18 protein-coding genes are annotated in these 16,428 nt (G+C 41.9%); 2 read left to right on the forward strand and 16 right to left on the reverse strand.

All coding sequences use genetic code 11. The features are described 5' to 3' along the window. Positions 1 to 36 precede the first annotated feature (36 nt). From G563_RS0102890 to G563_RS33580, 3 genes are read right to left on the reverse strand one after another with little or no spacing between them, the layout of a single operon-like run. The gene (locus tag G563_RS0102890) at positions 37 to 1,056 is read right to left on the reverse strand and encodes a GntR family transcriptional regulator (RefSeq protein WP_028663976.1); all 1,020 of its coding nucleotides are present in this window, start codon (positions 1,054 to 1,056) and stop codon (positions 37 to 39) included. 28 nt (positions 1,057 to 1,084) lie between these two features. Beyond that, positions 1,085 to 1,885, reverse strand: a complete 801-nt coding sequence (locus tag G563_RS0102895) for a tRNA threonylcarbamoyladenosine dehydratase (RefSeq protein WP_028663977.1) — start codon at positions 1,883 to 1,885, stop codon at positions 1,085 to 1,087. Positions 1,886 to 1,922: 37 nt separating this feature from the next. Beyond that, the gene (locus G563_RS33580; protein WP_063828376.1) at positions 1,923 to 2,606 is read right to left on the reverse strand and encodes a TatD family hydrolase; all 684 of its coding nucleotides are present in this window, start codon (positions 2,604 to 2,606) and stop codon (positions 1,923 to 1,925) included. A 50-nt stretch (positions 2,607 to 2,656) separates the two neighbouring features. On the opposite strand from G563_RS33580, the gene G563_RS0102905 reads away from it, so the two are divergent. Then, entirely contained in the window at positions 2,657 to 3,115 is a 459-nt protein-coding gene (locus G563_RS0102905) for a GNAT family N-acetyltransferase (protein WP_028663978.1), read from the forward strand. On the opposite strand, the gene G563_RS0102910 is transcribed toward G563_RS0102905, so the two are convergent. The 11 genes from G563_RS0102910 to G563_RS0102960 form a co-directional block, all read right to left on the reverse strand. Further along, entirely contained in the window at positions 3,112 to 4,419 is a 1,308-nt protein-coding gene (locus tag G563_RS0102910; RefSeq protein WP_028663979.1) for a cation:dicarboxylate symporter family transporter, read from the reverse strand. The two genes, G563_RS0102905 and G563_RS0102910, sit on opposite strands and share 4 nt — an antisense overlap. Continuing rightward, positions 4,420 to 5,331, reverse strand: coding sequence for an AEC family transporter (locus tag G563_RS0102915; protein ID WP_028663980.1), 912 nt, complete (start codon positions 5,329 to 5,331; stop codon positions 4,420 to 4,422). It lies immediately after the preceding gene. Between the two features lie 6 nt (positions 5,332 to 5,337). Continuing rightward, the gene (locus G563_RS0102920) at positions 5,338 to 5,832 is read right to left on the reverse strand and encodes a nuclear transport factor 2 family protein (RefSeq protein WP_028663981.1); all 495 of its coding nucleotides are present in this window, start codon (positions 5,830 to 5,832) and stop codon (positions 5,338 to 5,340) included. A gap of 38 nt (positions 5,833 to 5,870) precedes the next feature. After that, positions 5,871 to 6,884, reverse strand: a complete 1,014-nt coding sequence (locus G563_RS0102925) for a polysaccharide deacetylase family protein (RefSeq protein ID WP_084650741.1) — start codon at positions 6,882 to 6,884, stop codon at positions 5,871 to 5,873. A 15-nt stretch (positions 6,885 to 6,899) separates the two neighbouring features. Then, positions 6,900 to 7,658, reverse strand: coding sequence for a class I SAM-dependent methyltransferase (locus G563_RS0102930; RefSeq protein WP_051210724.1), 759 nt, complete (start codon positions 7,656 to 7,658; stop codon positions 6,900 to 6,902). A 109-nt stretch (positions 7,659 to 7,767) separates the two neighbouring features. Beyond that, positions 7,768 to 8,700, reverse strand: coding sequence for a hydroxypyruvate isomerase family protein (locus G563_RS0102935; protein WP_028663984.1), 933 nt, complete (start codon positions 8,698 to 8,700; stop codon positions 7,768 to 7,770). 72 nt (positions 8,701 to 8,772) lie between these two features. Then, entirely contained in the window at positions 8,773 to 10,155 is a 1,383-nt protein-coding gene (locus G563_RS0102940; protein WP_028663985.1) for a sensor histidine kinase, read from the reverse strand. Between the two features lie 15 nt (positions 10,156 to 10,170). Then, positions 10,171 to 10,935, reverse strand: a complete 765-nt coding sequence (locus G563_RS0102945) for a hypothetical protein (RefSeq protein ID WP_028663986.1) — start codon at positions 10,933 to 10,935, stop codon at positions 10,171 to 10,173. A 41-nt stretch (positions 10,936 to 10,976) separates the two neighbouring features. Next, entirely contained in the window at positions 10,977 to 12,020 is a 1,044-nt protein-coding gene (locus G563_RS0102950; RefSeq protein ID WP_037325823.1) for an AMP-binding protein, read from the reverse strand. A 15-nt stretch (positions 12,021 to 12,035) separates the two neighbouring features. Then, positions 12,036 to 12,491: a Rieske (2Fe-2S) protein gene (locus G563_RS0102955; protein WP_084650742.1), complete on the reverse strand. Its 456-nt coding sequence runs from the start codon at positions 12,489 to 12,491 to the stop codon at positions 12,036 to 12,038. A gap of 87 nt (positions 12,492 to 12,578) precedes the next feature. Beyond that, positions 12,579 to 13,016, reverse strand: coding sequence for a type I restriction enzyme HsdR N-terminal domain-containing protein (locus tag G563_RS0102960; protein ID WP_028663989.1), 438 nt, complete (start codon positions 13,014 to 13,016; stop codon positions 12,579 to 12,581). Positions 13,017 to 13,108: 92 nt separating this feature from the next. Between G563_RS0102960 and G563_RS0102965 the strand changes: the two genes are divergently transcribed. Further along, positions 13,109 to 13,879: an AMP nucleosidase gene (locus G563_RS0102965; RefSeq protein WP_028663990.1), complete on the forward strand. Its 771-nt coding sequence runs from the start codon at positions 13,109 to 13,111 to the stop codon at positions 13,877 to 13,879. Positions 13,880 to 13,948: 69 nt separating this feature from the next. Here the strand turns inward: G563_RS0102965 and G563_RS0102970 are convergent, their stop codons facing one another. Further along, complete coding sequence (locus G563_RS0102970) at positions 13,949 to 15,292, reverse strand: tetratricopeptide repeat protein (RefSeq protein WP_028663991.1); 1,344 nt, start codon at positions 15,290 to 15,292, stop codon at positions 13,949 to 13,951. Positions 15,293 to 15,401: 109 nt separating this feature from the next. Continuing rightward, the gene (locus G563_RS0102975) at positions 15,402 to 16,298 is read right to left on the reverse strand and encodes a 1,4-dihydroxy-2-naphthoate polyprenyltransferase (RefSeq protein WP_028663992.1); all 897 of its coding nucleotides are present in this window, start codon (positions 16,296 to 16,298) and stop codon (positions 15,402 to 15,404) included. Positions 16,299 to 16,428: the final 130 nt, after the last annotated feature.

Below are 16,428 nucleotides of genomic sequence, written 5' to 3' on the forward strand. Positions count from 1 at the left end.
TGATTTTTGAAGAATTATCATCACAAAATCTTCTGATTATAAAGACTTTCGGGGAATAAGCCCAAATGGATTTTTGATTTTGGCTATTTTGGCTTCTAAAATCAACTTTGCAGCAGAGGTTCCCATCTGCTCATGGTCAGTCGAAACTACCGTAATACCATCCGCAAGTACTTCTTTAAGCGGTGTATCGTTGAAAGAAACAATCCCCATATTACTACCTAGCACCAGCGATTTTTGCTTAGACTTCTTGACAAGTTCGGCCAAGTCTGAATCTTCAAAAACTACGTAAGCACGCCCCGCAAGGTCATTTTCTTCTTTGGCAGTGGATATTATACGACTTGCTTTTTTATGATGTGCACAAAAGTTGCGAAAACCCGTTACAATTTCAGGGGGATACTTTACATCCTGCGGAAATACCAGCACGAGCTCTTCATACTTATCCAGCAGCTCTTTTCCGGCTTCTAAAGCATCGTACAAATCATGCGTAAAATCTTGATATACACTTGGGTGCGTTTCTAATAAATCAGGCAAATCTTTATCCAATAAAATCAATTCCTGGGGCGGAATCTGCCGAAGAATACCTAATAAAGCATTTGAATCCGTTTCGCTATAAAAATGTGGCATAATCACATAGTAATGATAATGCCCCAAACTTTCTTTAATAATATCTTTAAAAACTCGGGTATTGCCGTGATGAATATGCAAGTTTACGGTAGCTCGGTCTCCCAATGTACTCACAAAAGCCTCATAAATGGCCTTTTTGTAAGCACTCATTTTGTTCATTACCAAAAGCACCCTCAACTGCGTGGGTTTCTCATTCAAGATGTAGTATCCCTTTCCGCGCACTGAATCAATCACCCCCAAGGCTTTTAGTTCTTTGTAGGCCTTCTCGACCGTATCGCGAGCTAGGTAATATTCTTCACTCAGCTCATTGATAGACGGCAGCTGATCGTTCTGCTTCAAGACGCCCCTCTCTATGGAGCCAATCACAGATTTCACAATCTGTTTGTACTTAGGGGTTTTGGCGTCGTGGTTTAATAGAAGAGTGAAAGACATAGACGGGTACTTTTTTCAAAATTAGTCTTTATTGTGGTTTATTGGCCTTTTTTCTTCGTTGTTTTTTCTTTAATTCCTTCAACGGATTTTTATGTAGCTCTACTTTTTGGCCCAACAACTCCCTAATTACCACCGAAGCGCAAACGCTTCCAAAAGTAGCCGGAATGTAAGAAATAGTGCCATAGGCAGAGCGTTTGAAATTATTGCCATCGGTCAGCATCAATGAGTCTTTTTGCATTTTTTCGGTCGAAAAGACGACTTTAATGCCTGATAAAATCCCGTATTTTTTAAGGCGCTTGCGCACATAATGCGCCAACAAACATTCATAAGTATCAAACAAATCAGCTACTTTCAGCTGAGTGGGGTCGTACTTACCGCCGGCTCCCATCGAACTAATGAGCGGGTATTTGTATTCGAGCGCCGTTACTAATAGCGTAAGCTTTGGCGTGATACTATCAATACAATCCATGACATAGTCATAAGGACCCGCCTCTAAGATTTCGCGCACTTTCTGAGGAGTCAAAAACTCCTTTACTACTTTCAATTTCAACTCAGGATTGATAGCGGTCAGACGCTCCGCCATCAAGTCAGCTTTGGGAAGCCCGTGAGTGGTGGCCAAAGCAGGCAGCTGCCGGTTACGATTAGACGGGTCGACCACGTCGCCATCCACGATAGTCATAGTACCTACGCCAGCACGGGCTATAAACTCCGCCGCAAAGGACCCCACTCCTCCTAACCCTACTACTAGCACGTGAGCATTTTGAAGTTTATTAACCCCCTCTTCTCCTACCAAAAGCTGCGTACGCGAAAGCCAAGCCAGATCAGACATAAAAATTATAAATTTTGAGTTTTTATTTAATCCCTCCCTATGGTATAAACGGGGCTACCGAGGGAATAACCGTTGCAAAGTTACGCCAAATTTGCGCTTCCAATGCAGAAATTGATATTCCTAACTTTAGCGCTACTGCTTCATAGAGACTAAAAATCGAAATATCTTTGTCATCATTTTCCAAAAACAAGCGATGTAAAGGGATATTTGTCAGGGCTTTTTGTGCGTTTGAGCCTGATTTCAACAACGCACCACCGAGTGATATATAAAATCCATGTTGTACCAACTGCGCTGCAATCTGAGAATTATTATTAAATCCATGCACAATAAGCGGTATCGTCAATTTGGTTTTCTTTTTCCAGCCTAACAATTCGTTGAAAGCTCTTACACAATGGATAATCACGGGTTTTTGTACATGCTCTGCAAGGGCTACTTGTGCTTCAAAAATCTTCATTTGAGTATCCAAAGGCATCTCAATGAGGCGGTCAAGGCCACATTCGCCGATAGCCAGTACCCAAGGCAATCTGGATATTTCACTTACTACTTCTACTTGACTTTGCCAATCCGTAGCCGAAGCATACCAAGGATGTATCCCTATTGATACCCATTGATGACGCACATTATTTACCGCCTCAGCATCCTGAATCATAAGATTATAGATACTGTTTTCACTTTCATCTTTAGCTAAAGTATGGGTATGAAAATTAAGTAAATGCCTCAATTTTGACAAAGTTTTAGAACTTTGCCAAAGTTATTAAAAATTTAATTGTCATGGCAAATATCTCTTTTCAATGCCTCCCTTTTGATCAACTTACCCTTCGTCAGCTATATGATATATTAGCCCTTCGAATTGATGTATTTGTAGTAGAACAAAACTGCCCCTTCCACGACGCCGACCGAAAAGATTTTGTCGCATGGCATTGTGTGGGTTATGATACAGAAGGAGATTTGGTGGCTTATACCCGTCTTTTTGACGTAGATTTGTCTTTCGAAGGTTTTACTTCTATCGGGCGCGTAGCTACTTCTCACAAAGTCAGACGGCAAGGAGTTGGTCAAAAACTCATGGCTTATTCAATAGAGCAATGCCAAAACCTCTACGGCACTCATCCAATCAAGATTGGTGCTCAAAAATACCTTTTAAAATTTTATGAGTCGTTTGGATTTCAATCAACAGGTGAAGAATACCTCGAAGACGGTATCCCACACGTGATTATGATTCGTCCTGCTTAACGCAGATTATCGGTTTTGATGTCTTCAAAATGTTCTACGTGTCCAAACGCATAGCCCATTTTGCGGCGGTCAAATTCTTTTTCGTTGTTGGCAATCCAGATAGTAGCCACACCATTGCCAATAAAATTGGTAATGGCGCGCGCTTCGGACATAAATCTATCTACCCCCAACAACAACGCCAGCCCTTCTACGGGTATCACTTTGATAGCCGTAAGGGTACTTGCTAGCACAATAAACCCGCTTCCTGTCACTCCTGCGGCACCTTTGGACGTAACCATCAAAATCCCAATAATGGTCAATATCTGGGTAAGGCTTAAATGAACATTGAAAACCTGCGCCAAAAATATCACCGCCATCGAAAGATATATGGTAGTACCGTCGAGGTTGAAAGAATAGCCCGCCGGAACGACTAAGCCCACCACCGATTTGGAACAGCCCATGCGTTCGAGTTTTTCCATAAGCGAAGGAAGCCCTGCCTCCGACGAAGAAGTCCCCAAAACGATTAGTAGTTCTTCACGGATATAACGCAAAAACTTAAATAAATTGACCTGATAGTACCGTAGTATAAAATACAACACCACAAACACAAACAGCGCCATTGTGATATAAACAGTAAGCATGAGTTTGCCTAAAGGTAACAAAGTATGGATGCCGTATTTGCCAATGGTATAGGCCATTCCGCCAAATGCTCCTATGGGAGCCATGAGCATGACTTTGTGCAAGCCCCAGAAGATTTTTTTGGAAATAGGGGTCAAAAATTCTACGATTCTTTCCCGAACCGAATAATTACTCACTACTACTCCCAATGTGATAGCCACCACCAATACCTGTAGCGTGACATTATCCCAAAAAAACTTCCACCAACTAAAATCTCCCGCACTTTTGGTGTATTTAGAAATATCGCCGCCTTTGATTGCTTCGGTCATTACGCCCGTGCCAGGCTGTATGATATTGGCTACCAAGACCCCAATCACCAAGGCTATCGTCGTCACTACTTCAAAGTAAATCAGGGCTTTGGCTCCTACTTTTCCTACTTTTTTGAGATTTCCCATGCTGATAATGCCCAGCGTGATGGTCACAAAAATGATAGGATTGATAAAGAGTTTCACAATACTGATAAAAATACTACTCAAAAACTCGCTAAAAGTAGTTTTGATTTCAAATTCTGAAATCCACAAATTAAACTTGATAGGTTTGTCTAATATAGTTTTGAGCGCAACCTCAGGGTAATAATGCCCTAGCAATACCCCCAACGTAATAGCCGTCAATACCCAAAAGGTAAGGTTCGTAAAGAGTTTTTTCATTTATAAAAGGTGTATCAAAAGGTTTAACAAAGCTACTACTAGCAGCGATAAAGGAATACCCACGCCTACCATCTGAGCAGCAAGGGTCGGATTGAGTCGATAATTGGACGCCACTACTGCAATGGTATTCATCGGTCCCAAAGCTGCGCCAAGAATACACATTTCGGCTACAATACCTCTCTGTTTCAAAACTAACACGAAAAGCACAAAAATCAAGACCGGTGCCAGAATCAATTTATAACCTAAACCCCACGCTAGCGCTTTCCAATTGATATTTTTGGGCCGTAGCTCAATCTGCATTCCTATCGAAGTAAGGGCTAAAAAACTAAAAGGCGAAGAAAATTTTCGTAGCAATTCGACCATCATAGAAGGCAACTCCACACCTGATACATTGATAACAATGGCCGCACAAAAAGCCAAAAACGTAGGAAAACGCAAAACATCTCTCAAAAAACCTAAGCCTTGGGCTTGGGCGTGTGCATAATACGCCGCCGTAACGATACCCACTGTACTACAAACCAAAAATGACCCTGCTTGACTCATCAATACCCCGATGTGCATTCCTTCGTCGCCATAGAGCATTTCAAAAATCGGAAAACCCACAAAAGAAACACTCGGAATACCGGCCGTCAGAATCAAAACCGCTTCACTGTGAGGATGAAATTTTACGAATCTTTTTAAAAAATGAAAAAACAAAAAAGAAAACCCAAAAGACAACCAAGGCATCAGAATAGGTAGGGCGTATTGGGAGCTAAATTGGGTGGTAGACGTATAAAGCAGGGTAGCTGCTGGAAGGCATATATACAACAGTAAGTTGTTGATAACAAGATGTGCATCTTTGCTTAATGCGGGGATTTTTTTTAGAAATACCCCAAACGAAAGGCACAAGACAAGAAAGAAGAGATTGGTCATTGTTGATTAAAAAACATAACTCCAATCTTTACCAGATTTGAATTTTGCTTCAGTTACGTCTTCACCAGTATCGGCATCAGATAAAATTTTCCAAGTGCCATTTTCTTTACGCAATATCACATTAAACATACCATAGTAGTAATTCGTCTTGTTGTCTTTCTGGCTTGTTATTCTGTAATACCCGATTTCGTAGGCAACGCTACCTGTGACGGTACGATAAGCAAATGTAAACTCTATACTGATTTTGGTACCTGTATTTTTTTGATAGGCAAAGTTCTGCTCATTTTGAACTTTGTACTGCTCAAATCTTGATATTTTACCTTCGCCAATCGGCATTCGTACTAGGTTTGAAGAATGAATTCCCATAAATGCCTCTGTATTTTGTCCATTATAGGATTCTACAAAGCGTTTCCACACTTGTTCATTTATTTCTTTTTGGGAGGAAGATTGAGCCAGAACAGCATTTATTCCTAAAATAAATACAAACAGCACTTTTTGCATGATAAACGAGCTTTGAGAAGGTAAATATAGCCAAATCGCTATCGAAACAAAAACTTGTATCCCGACACAATCGCGTGTAAATGAGCAGGCGTATCAATAGGCGGAAAAGCAAATCGAGGAAGTGCGAGCGTGGGATGGGAAAGCGAATGAGTTTGGATATTCATCAAGCCTCGCTGATAGCCCGCCTCTTGTGCGATGGCAATAGTAGACTCATCGATTTCGGCAAGGCTTCCATAAGGATATACTATCGTATCTACCAATGTTCCTAATTGCTTTTCAAGCCGCTTTTTTGATTCTATTAACTCATATTGTTTTTGGTGGTCCGGCAAAAATTTCAGCACTCTATGCGTCATGGTGTGAGAAGCGATGCTATGCCCACGCTGATGCAAGTCTTGGATTTGGCTCCAATTCATGAATTGATACCGAAGTGGTTCTTGGTTCGACAACTCATACGACCATGCGTTTTTTTTGCATATTTCTTTCAATAACCCATAGATATCTGCCACCTGATGCTCATATACGTACTTTTTAAATTTTCGGGTAAGTCCATTGAGCGTTTCGTCATTGGTACCAATTTGAAAAGGCTCACGATGATCATTCAAAGGCAACCAAATAGGCTGATGTTGGTGTTGGTGCAGCAACAAAAACAGGTGGTCGCGCCAAATATGGGGATATTGCCCATCTACCAAAGCAGGACATACTGCAAAAAGCGCCCTGATATTGTACTTATCCAGAATGGGTGCCAAAACACTATAATTGTTGGCCATTCCATCATCTACAGTGATAAAAAAACCCTCTGCTTTTGGATTGCTCAGTTCCTGTATAGGAAGAATCCGAAAGTGCTTTTGAAGAAATTGGATTTGTTTTTCAAACACCTCCACCGTTTGGTCCACATTGTAGGTATCAAAAGGAGGAAGGTTTGAAAGAGGAAGTACGTTGTGATACGAAATAATGCCCCGCTTTCGGCCCCACAGCTTTTTATATAGTTCACTTACACCCACGGCATAAGATGCAGCCAACCAACTATCCCGAACCGAATGCTTAAAACTCATCTTTGTGAAGCTCTGTCATTTTTTTCGACATATATATAGATCTTCATCGTCCATAAGACCGTATCTTTTCCAATCAAGTTCTTTCACATACTGACTTACTTCGACCTCAAACCCTGCGGCGGCCAATCGTTGTCGATAGTCTTTTCCGTATCGACGCACATGCTGATGCGCCCCCGCAATACGCTTACGTTCGTCTGCACTCAAATCCTTGGTCTCGATTGTTTTTTCTATTCCATTGTTGACCGCCGCCTGAATGATCGCATAGCCTCCAGGCTTGAGTACGCGGTAGATTTCGCGCATTCCTTTGGCATCGTCAGGTACAAGTTCAAAAACATGGTTGCAGATTACGACATCAAAAGTATCAGCAGCAAACTGAATATCTGTCACCGACATTACCAAATCAGGCACCACACCGATGACATCCATGTAGGTAGTCATAAGGTCGGCGGTTTGATAATGTAAATTAGGGAAAGTGCGAATCACATCGTGCAAACACTTTTCAGGAGCAAAGTGAAGTATCTCTTTTGTGCCCTCAAAAAAATCAGTGCGATTTTTCAGGTATAAATAAACCAACCGATGCCGCTCCAGCGACTTACAGGTATAGCATAAAGCATTGGGACGGTTGAAGGGCAAAAATTGACTATAAGTACTTCCACAAATAGGGCATTCGACGTTGTTTCCTAAGCCATAAACTGTGGCTCTGGCCGAAGCCTGAAGTGCTCGGAGTTTTTTTCGTCCCGACGGGCCGACTATATTTTTTAGGAATGTTTTCAATGAAAAAACGCTGGAAGGTTTGCGATAAGAGATTCGACGATAGCACAAAGCTATTTGTCTGTTCTCTAATATCCAACCTCCAGCGTTTGCAAAGTTTTTTGTAGCAAGCTTACACCGTAAAGCTATCTGACTCTACATAAGCTTTTATCAGGGCTTCTTCACCTTCTTTACCAGGTTTAGAATTGCCATGTTCCATTCCAAAAATAAAGTTTTGGTTGTTGGCCTTCATTTTGGTATAGATGTGTTTAAATACATTTTTGTAGTTGATTTCGCCCGTGGTAGGTTCTTTACGGCCAGGGTTATCACCAATTTGAAAATACCCGATTTCGCTCCAGCACCAATCAATATGAGGGATGATGTGCCCTTCGGTTTTTTGCATGTGATAAATATCAAACAAGATTTTGCAAGCGGGACTATTGACCGCCCGACAGATTTCGTAGGTTTGATCAGAAGTTTGCAAAAACAAATTGGGGCTATCACTCAACGGTTCGAGCACCATCGTCAATCCGTGGGGTGCGAGAATTTCGGCACCGCGACGGAGGGCATCTATTACGTGACCTGTCTGAATACCGATGGGTAAATTGCGCTCAAAATCCCCCGGCACTACCGTCATCCACTTAGCATTACATCTTTTGGCTACTTCTACGGCGCGCTTGCAGCCGTCCAAAAATATATCAACGTGCGCTTGTTTGCCAGCTGCAAGGGTATTTTGAGAATTACCACCTTTGTCTACTACAAACACCCCCATCGTCATGCCTAGTTTGGCTAAAGTTTCACCGATTTTGGTTTGTAATTCTACGGGCCTGCCCATCATACCATTGTCTTCAAGAGCAGTAAAACCCATATCAGCCATAAATTTGAGCTGATCGATAGGGTCTTTGCCTGCGCTATTTTGAAACATCCCAAAATGAGGCGCATAAGCAAGTTTGAAAGTGTGTTTGCCCGTCATAGGCGCAGCTTGGTTGGCTGCTACAGCAGCACCTCCCATGAGGGTAGCACTAGTAGCTGTAAGAGCAGATTTTACAAAATCTCTACGAAACATATAAAAGGTGGTTTAAGGCTTATGAAAATAAAATCAATTTGAATGATAAAGAGCAAAAGCCCGCATTTCTAATCACACATGGGGCAAAGTGACTTCAAAAGTACTTCCCACCCCCAATTGGCTTTTGACTTGAATCGTGCCTCGGTGCATATCCACGATTCGGCGGCAGATAGAAAGCCCTATGCCATATCCTCGGAAACTCGTGGCGTTTTTGGCTCGATAAAGCGGCTCAAAAATACGCTGCGTTTCGTCTTCAGGAATCCCAATTCCTTTATCAATCACCCGGACGGAACACGTTTTTTTATCAAACCCAATTCTTACCTCGGCCCGTTTGTCGGACGAATATTTACAAGCATTATCGATGAGGTTACTAAATACGGTTTTGAGGAGTACTAGATTGCCCGACACGGTAATGTCTTGCTCTCGGTCGGGAATTCCGTCAAAATCAATGTATATCTGATAATGAGGGTGCTGCTCTTGAAGCTCTTCTTGGGTTTGAAAAATCAGTTCATCGAGTCGAAATTCCTGAAAATTAATCATTCTTTCTTTTTTCTCCGATTGAGCCAATTGCAACAAGCTATTGGTAAGCTCGACGAGCCGTTGGGTATCGTTGAGCAATGTCCGCAGCACTTTGCGGTATTCGTCAGGGGTTCGTTCTTCTTCTAAAGCTACTTGGATTTCAGACTTAATACCTGCCAGCGGGGTTCGGAGTTCGTGAGAAGCATTGGAGACAAAACTTCGCTGTAAGTCAAACGATTGCTCAAGGCGATTGAGCATTTGATTGAAGTTTATGGCCAGCTGAGCAATTTCATCTTGCCCGTTGCCTTCATTAAGAGGTTTGCGAAGACTATAGGCCGTAATCGTGCTAATCTCTTTGTTCATACCGGCAATGGGCTTGAGCGATTGTCCTGCAAAAATGAAACCCAAAACCGTCGTAATCAGTACCCCAAAAAGAAAACTATACGCAAGGGATTCGCGCAATTGGCTCAATTGACTATTGCCAAATTTGTCTTCAGCCGAAGCCATCAAGACATATTTACCGACCGTATCTTGCGGATACATAGCCCCTACTACTAGCAAATTGCCGTTGACAGTTTCGACATATTTTCTTTGCCGAACCGACTTCAACAAATCGGCATTATAATAGTAGTAAATCATACTACTATCGGGGTCGTAGCTTGCGTATTCAATCTTATTGTCGGCATTAAACATCAACACCTTCTCTGAATACAGTTTTGAAAGTGTTTCTTTATCAATCACTTTGAGAAGACTCTTTGTGATTTTTTGATTTTTGACCAACAAATCGGCACGCGTAAGGGCGCGGTCTAATAGGTTTTTATAAAATTCTTCTTTTCGATTTTGCTCCGCTATGTAATAAAAGGAAGCCGAAAAAGTCGCCAAAATTAGCGCAATAATCAGCGTAAATTGAAGTGCTATTTTGGTACGAATTTTCATAGAAAGCTATCGTTTTTAGCTCAAAAGCCGATTCACAAATTGCTTCAGCTTTGGTAGAGTAGCGGCTCCTTTTCCTGGTTCTACGATTTGTTTTCCATACTCATACCATATGCCATCCCCCGGACTGAAATACAGTCCATTCCGCTTCGGTCTTTGTTCGTGTGCTCCTTCGCTGAGCCAATTGGGGGCATACAGGACTTCCATAAGATGGGGTAACTCGTGCCACGGATAAAAACGGAGGGCCGATTTTCCACCACTTATTTTTTTGATTTGGGCAGTTCGGGTCTGGAAAGACGCCGTCAAGATTGATTCTTTTACCTCCTGAGAAGTAATATCAAGCAGATGCAGTTCGAATGCGCGCTCTTTGCCAGAGGTTTCATAAATCGCCTGCAACAATTCTTGGGCGAGATAGTACCAATCTTCCAAGTTTTGAGGAGTCCCTTCTATGGTTTGGTCACTTTCCCAAGCCAAAGCCAACAAATCTGCCTCTTCGTCGGGTTGTTTGTTTTTTTCAACCTTGGTTTTGTTGAGTAGTTTTTCGACTTCATCGCGCCACACTTTTTCCAGATTACCTTCCCATTCATAATCATCGTTGGGAGTAAATCCCTCTGCTTCAATCTCATCCATATCCAACTCTTCACGGTGGGTATAAGAGAGCTTGAGTTGTGCCTGGAGAAACTGGAAAGAAGGCTTTAGCCTAAGTTCATACTGATAAGAATAAGGCGGAGGTAGCTGCGCCGAAGTCTCAAAATGAATGGTTAGTTGGCGAAAAGAAGCCATTGGCAACAGAAAAATTTAGCGTTTGAATAACAATCCCCCTCTTAAGGGAGGATTGCAAAGGTAGCTTGTTTATCTACTTTCCCCGTGGGAGTTTCTGCAAATTTTTCAATTGTCCATATTTCTTTGGGAATTTCGTAGGGATTCAACAAAGCATTCAATCTTGTTTTTATCCAATCTAAGCTTACTTCTTGGGTAGTTTCGAAGATCAAAATGAGTTTTTGTCCTAAACGCTCATCGGGCTTCCACCAAGCGAAGTATCGCTCTGTACCTTCCCAGAAACTTCCGATAGCTTGCTCTACTTTCTCAAGTTGTATTTTTAAACCACCGCTGTTGATGATATTATCGGCCCGACCTATCATTCCAAATACGCGCGGTGTTTTCAATTCGACTACATCATTGGTCTGAATCCATTCATGATTAGTCACACTACCACATATTTTCAAGCATCCCCTTGTATCTACGCCTATATCGATTCCTTCCAACAACTCATAAAATCCCGAGGCGGATGTTCCATTTAATCGTTTTAATGCAATATGAGAGACAGTCTCTGTCATCCCATAAGTGCTATAAACAGGCACCTCTAACTCATGAATCTGGCTTAGCAACGACGGCGATACTGCGGCTCCTCCTACGATAATAGTCTGGAAGGTATTGAGGCGTTTTTTTTGATTGGCGGCTAGCATGGTTTGCAATTGGAGTGGCACAAACGCCCCAAAATCTAGGTTAATCTCCTCTGGTATAGCGTCTAATGGGGATGAACTTGGAGCCACTACATACATTTCCATTCCTATTTCCATGCCTCGTACGAGCATCATGATGCCAGCGATATAGGCTACATTGAGGCAAACAAGAGCTTTATAGCCTGATTTTAGTTCTAATGCCTGCTGAGTAAGCTGCGCACTCGCTTGCATTTGGGTGCGTAAAAGAGAAATAGGTTTTGGCACTCCCGTAGACCCGGATGTGTGTAATACAAAAGCTTGCTCTCCCAAAGCCCATAATCGACAAAACTCCCACGCCTGCCGAAAATACGCATCAGATGGCGGAGGAGTTTCTAAAATATCTTGAGGAATAATCTTAAAATACATATCACTTACGGCCAACTAGACCAATACCCGAAAGTCGCCGGTAGAAGCGTTGAACTCAGTACGGTATACTACTAAGTCTTTGGTAGCGGGACCTTTTTGTACAACCCCACGGTTAGAAAAAACAGAGCCATGATTAGGACACACAAAAGTATTGGTAGAGCTTTCGTAGTTGAGGCGGGTTCCTTCATGAGTACAGGCCTGCGCCACTGCCAAATAACTACCATCCAAAGCCCTCGCTACAATGATGCCATTTATATAAATATAGCCTCCTAGGTTTTTCAAAGGAGCGGCGTTAGAGCCATTGATATTGAAACTAAAATCCGAAATGGGGGTGGGATCTGGCTCAGGATCTTTGGTTCCGGTACTACATCCCGACAGGCATTGCTGGAGTATGATCGCTCCCACACTAACTCCCACCAGTCGAAAAAAATCTTTACGGTCCATCGAAGGTAGGCTTTCTTGAGTATTCATAAGTCGTTTTCGTTTTTAGGATTTTTATTGGTTGTTTTCATTAGCTTGTATACAAACGCAACAACTCCTTCTAACATTGTAGGAATTTTAGGGATAAATAGGGATTTGCCCTAAGGCAATAGCTTCGCCCGTCTCTACTCCAAAAGTAAAATGTTCGAGTCCGTTGGTTACTAGTATGTATTTGGCTTTCAAAACGGCATTATAACGAATCGCTTGATCAAAAACATTGTCTGTAAGTTTTATATGAGGTGCCTTACATTCGACCAATAAAAATGGGCTTCCTTCTCTATCATATACTACAATATCCGTGCGCTTCAAAAGCTGATTATAATGCATCCCCGTCTCAATTCTAATGAGTGATTTGGGGTATTGATGCTCTCCTGTCAACCAATGAAACACATGCTGACGCACCCATTCTTCGGGAGTAATCATGACGTATTTGCGCCGTATCACATCGAATATGAAGGGTTTACCATCAATTTTCGTAACTTTGTAAGCAAAAGGTGGTAAATTAAGTTCGACCATACTTGGAGGGAGATTTGTAAGGTTTGCGGTATGCATTCGTTCTTACAAATCTTTTTTTTAACCTATTCTCCTCAAAAATCAACACAAAACAAATGAAAACCAAAGAAGAAATTGTAGAAAATTGGCTTCCACGATATACCGGAACCCCGCTCGAAACTTTTGGCGAATATATTTTACTTACCAATTTCATCAATTATGTACAGATGTTTGCGGACAAGTATCAAGTAGAAATCTTGGGACAAGGGCGTGCCATGCAGACCGCTACCGCCAACAACATCACCATCATCAACTTCGGAATGGGTAGTGCTATGGCGGCTACGGTGATGGATCTGCTATCGGCAGTTTCTCCAAAAGCCGTTTTATTTTTGGGAAAATGTGGCGGTCTCAAAAAGACCCAAATCGGCGATTTGGTTTTGCCGATTGCGGCGATTCGGGGCGAAGGTACTAGCAACGACTACATGCGCCCCGAAATCCCGGCTTTGCCTTCATTCCGATTGCAGAGAGCGGTTTCATCGATGATTAAACAACACCAACTCGACTATTGGACGGGGACGGTTTATACTACTAATCGCCGAATTTGGGAACATGACGAAACTTTTAAGGCATATTTACAGGAAATCAGAACCATGGCTATCGATATGGAAACAGCCACGATATTTACGGTAGGTTTTGTCAATCAAATTCCGCATGGGGCACTTTTGTTGGTATCAGACAATCCTCTCGTACCTGAGGGAGTCAAAACGGAAGAAAGCGACAAAAAAGTGACGGCTCAGTTTGTAGAAAAACACCTTCAAATCGGTATCGATTCTTTGGTAGAATTAGCCAATTCGGGCGAGTCGGTCAAACACTTAAGATTTGAATAGCCTTGACCATACTAACAAAAAAGCCCCAAAACGCGCGTTTTGGGGCTTTTTTGTTAGTATTTTCGTCGCTTAGTTACAATAGTCGCTAATCACTTTATAGGCTTGAGTATATCCTAATTCACCTGCTTTTGACAAATCTAAGCATCCGCCGTTTTCGTCACCTAAGCTATGCTTGATAAGCCCTCGCACATAATATGCCTCGGCATGTTTAGGATTTAGTTTGATAGCACTCGTACAATCTTGAATCGCTCCACGCTGATCACCTAAAGCAGATTTAACCATTCCACGGGTAAAATATGCTTCAAAATAAGTAGGATTGTACTCAATTGCTTTGTTCAAATCTGTAATGGCACCTTTGCCATCTCCCTGTTTGTTTTTACCCACGCCACGTGCAAAAAATGCTTCTGAGCGCTCATTTGACAATTCAGTGATTTTACCCTTTTCCTGAACCACTTCTCTCAACTGATCCAATACATTACGATTGATTTTGCCAGCATATACGATTTTGCCTTCCTGAGCAGTAGTATTGTTTACTTCTACGGCCTTAGTCAAATCAGAAATCGCTTCTTTTTGGACTCCGAGTTTGCTCTTACAAAAACCTCTTCCATAGTAAGCCTGATAGTTTTGGGGGTCAATCCGAATCGCCTGATCAAAATCTCCAATTGCTTCTTCAAATTTATCCAGTTTGCTACGCGCAAATCCCCGATTATAAAATGCGTCCGAATCTTCGGGCTTCAATTCGAGTGCTTTTGAATAGTCAGCCACTGCTGCTATAAAATCATTCAACTTCAGTTTGGCATATCCTCTTCCCGAATAAGCAAGTGGGCTTTTGGGCGTGAGATCAATGACTCTTCCAAAATCAGCCGAAGCACTAGGATAATCTTCTAATTTTAGTTTGACATTACCACGAGCATACAATGCTCCAGCGTTGTTGGGTTCTAATTCGACCGTACGATTGAGATCTTGCAATGCTCCTCTATAGTTTTCTACCCTAGCACGGTTAATGCCTCGTTGATAATGCCCTTGAGCATCATCAGGGTTAAGCTCTATGGCACGCGAAAAATCTTGAATCGCTGACCGAAAATCATCTTGTTTTGCTTTGCTAATTCCTCTGTACAAATACGCATCTGAGTATTTGGGATTTAGTTCTATTGAGCGATCAAAATCCAAAATAGCGCCACGGTTATCTTTCAAATTGGCTTTGGCCATTGCACGGTTATAATAACTCGGGGCGTTGTCGGGGCTCATTGTAATAGCCATATTAAACGCTTGAAGGGCTGATACAAAATCTCCTGCCTTACTCTTATTTACACCTTCTTCAAAATATTCAGCGGCAGTTTTTTGGGCAACTGACCATGAGGAAAGCCCAAGTAGGATAACAAAAACAAACAAAAAAATTGACCTTTGCTTCATAGCAATTCTTGAGGAGAGTTAAATGAATATGGGATTGGGAGGCCAAAACTACCTAATTTTAAACGGCTTGCCAACTTAGATGTAAAATTATTTTATGCTAAAAGGCATATCATCCTACCCAATACCCTATTCCAAAGAGCAATACAAATAACAAAGTAGAAAGAGCCATTTGCTTAAGATAAGGGTCAAGCTCACGAGGATTGGTAAGATGACTAACTGCCCATCCGTTACGAATAAACAAAGGAAAACTCAACACAAAAAGCCATTGTACAAGAGTAGCTGACTGAAAGGCTAAATAAAGCACGCTACAAAGCATCGCAATACTTAATAAACTCCAGTGATATATTACGGCTTTTTCTCTTCCGATACGTACCGGCACCGAACGCTTACCTGTCAATGTATCTGATTCTATATCGCGGATATTATTGATATTTAATACACCTACCGCAAACAGGCCGCAGCTAGTAGCAGGCAAAAGCAAAGTCCAATCTAAGGTTTGAGTATGAAGATAATAAACGCCCAATACTCCCACCCAACCAAAAAAAATCAATACTGACAAATCTCCCAGGCCTACATATCCATAAGGGCGCTTTCCGGCAGTGTAAGTGATTGCCGCAATGATAGCCAAAATCCCTAATACCAAAAAAGCCACAAATGTATGCCAAGTAGCATCTTTTAGAGCTTCATACAAAAGACCTATTCCGCTTACCAATGAAAGTAATGAAAACAAAATCACGGCCTTTTTCATGGCTTCGGGGGTGATGGCACCCGATTGTACCGCACGCTTAGGCCCTTGACGCGCTTCGGTATCTTTGCCATTGACAGCGTCTCCATAATCATTGGCGAAATTGGATAAAACCTGCAAAAGAATCGTGGTTGTTACAGATAAAATCGCAATAATCCAACTGAACTTCCCATGGGCTGCCGCCAAAAAGCAGCCCATCAATATACTCGATAATGCTAACGGTAATGTGCGCAAACGCGCCGCTTCAAGCCATGATTTCATGTTTTAATTACTAAATTTTGAGTTTATTTTCAAATATTAACACCTATTTATCAGCCATTTACTCAATGTCCCCCAACTAATAATGGTAAAGATATTGCTTATCAATTTACAATTTCATAATTTTGCACCG

The sequence above is a fragment of the Runella zeae DSM 19591 genome, assembly GCF_000423565.1.
GTDB classification, from domain to species: Bacteria; Bacteroidota; Bacteroidia; order Cytophagales; family Spirosomataceae; genus Runella; species Runella zeae.